This is a genomic window from Formivibrio sp. oc-25, from assembly GCF_055810895.1.
The window spans coordinates 1-1,994 of the sequence record NZ_JBVVOL010000077.1 but is presented as its reverse complement, the minus strand read 5'-3'; the positions used below and the strand labels follow the sequence as shown (position 1 = coordinate 1,994).

The following is a 1,994-nucleotide window of genomic DNA, read 5'->3' as shown; positions in this document are numbered from 1 at the left end:
AAGGCCACTGCAAAAGTCGGGCTGGCCGAGAAGTACAACAATATTGCGGGTAAAGGTGCGCAATTCGGGCTTGTCGACGCCAAACAGGCCAAAATTGAACATTACGTCACGCAGAAGACGCTCGACGGGTTGTTCCTGATCATCGCGGAGCAGGAAAGCGCGATCCGTAAAGATCCGGTCGGTAGTGCCACCGGCATGGCCCAAAAGGTTTTTGGGCTAATCGGGAAATAACTCACGCATTGCGTACAAATTGAGTTCTATAGTCAATTTCCAATTTCTTGGAGATAGCGTTGCGCATGGCGTCTGGCACAACATGACTGCGTCATACTAGCGCAGCAGGGCGGCCACCCATCGGACTCAAGGCCCGGATAGATCAGGTTTCATGTCAGGGGCAGGCGCTGACTGCCTGCGCTGATTTTCCGCCAATTGCCAGAGTCGCAACACAAAATCGACGGAATCTTCGGGCTTGGATGCGGTAACGGCAGGATGATCTGGTTGCGCGATATGCCATCCCGGGGAAACCGCTGGCAAGCCAGGATTCTCAGTTCCATGGATCAGTAAGGGCGTTGGCAACGGTTCCGCCAGCGCCACGTCCTTTACCGTGTCTGGCGCCATGGGAGGCTGAGGTTGCGACACTTGTTGCTGCTGCAAGGCTTGTTGACGCGCCTTATACTCCCGGCGCGACAGGTGCTTACCTTTCTTGTCCGGCGTTTGGCTGCGCAATAAGCCGCAGGGTTCGGCAACCTCGGCAAAGTATTCGTCCTGCCAATTGATAATCGCCTGCTTTTCCAACGCCTGACGGCCAGCTCCCCGATGCTGGCGCTCAATCCCCATTTCCGCCCACACGGCCGCCCCTGGATGCACGGCAGCAATCGATTCGCCTGGCATGGGTACTAGCATGGCATGCAGGTGAGGATGCGATTCATCCCAATGTTCCACCAGCAGGCGCAGGCGTTTCCCGTATTTTTTCAGCAACCATTGCATGAGACGTCCACGCCATGTTTCATACGCTGCAGGATCTTGTTCGAAGAGTTCGCGTGGAAACGAGAAGATTTCCCCGACCATGGCATTCGCCGTTTTGTGCAGGCGACGACCTCGGCTATCGCGCGCATGGGCATACCAGCGATTGACCGCATTGCGGGCTTGTTGGATGCTGCCAAGCAGAATATTGGGGGGCATCGGGCACGGCACATGTCGGCAATATTTCTCGATGCGCAGCAATTCATACAGGGCAGTCAAGATATTGAACTGATGCATCCGTTTCTTGCCGTGCCGCTTGCGGGCAAACGTTTCAAAGTGTGCATATTGAAAATGTGCCATAGCTATTCTCCTGATCCATGGTGAATAGCATATCGAAATCGTTGATGTCACACAGTCTCTATCCTATTTCTTCTGCCCTTTTTAGATAAATTTTTGTTGTATAAAAACCGAGGAGGGTTGTCGCGCTTAAAAATCCGCTCAACGACGTCTCTCCCAGTCTTCCGCAATACCTGCATCATCCCCATTGCCCTCTTTCCTAGCCGCACTAATCCCATAGCATGCATTGCCTGGTCAATTAACAAAGACAATGAAAGTGTTTCGCGCGCGCACGAGCGGATATAGTAAGTACGTACCTTATATATTAAGGAGAAACTATACACTTTGGCCTGTTTTTGCTGGCATTGACCACGTGCGTCCCCAATACGCACAGGGATCAAATGCGCCATGTTATTGCCGTTGAATAACCACCAGGCACACCAACGTATCACCCGCATGCGCGTCACCACCCGATGGAATAACAACTGGCCATTAAGCGCAAGGCAATTCCAGAAGTGTTACGCGCGCGCACGCACGGACAATCCAAGTCTGCCCTTTACGATTAAGGGACAGATATACACCTCGCCAAAATTTTAACAGGCTGGTGAAAAACCAAATCCTACCTTCGGTTTTTCACCCCTGAATTTCAAAAAACTGCTTCCTCTTCAAAATCAGCCTGATTTTTCGTCAAATCAGAC

General features: G+C 52.1%; 2 protein-coding genes. One reads left to right on the top strand and one right to left on the bottom strand.

Annotated elements, in window-relative coordinates; all coding sequences use genetic code 11:
* Window positions 1-231: DUF4197 family protein (locus tag AC0KVQ_RS16360; protein ID WP_473422260.1), on the top strand; the 231-nt coding region annotated here is incomplete at its 5' end.
* Window positions 232-357: 126 nt separating this feature from the next.
* Here AC0KVQ_RS16360 and AC0KVQ_RS16355 read toward each other — a convergent pair.
* Window positions 358-1,371 carry a plasmid recombination protein gene (locus tag AC0KVQ_RS16355; protein ID WP_473422259.1) on the bottom strand — a complete coding sequence of 338 codons (1,014 nt, stop codon included), beginning with the start codon at window positions 1,369-1,371 and terminating at the stop codon, window positions 358-360.
* Window positions 1,372-1,994: the final 623 nt, after the last annotated feature.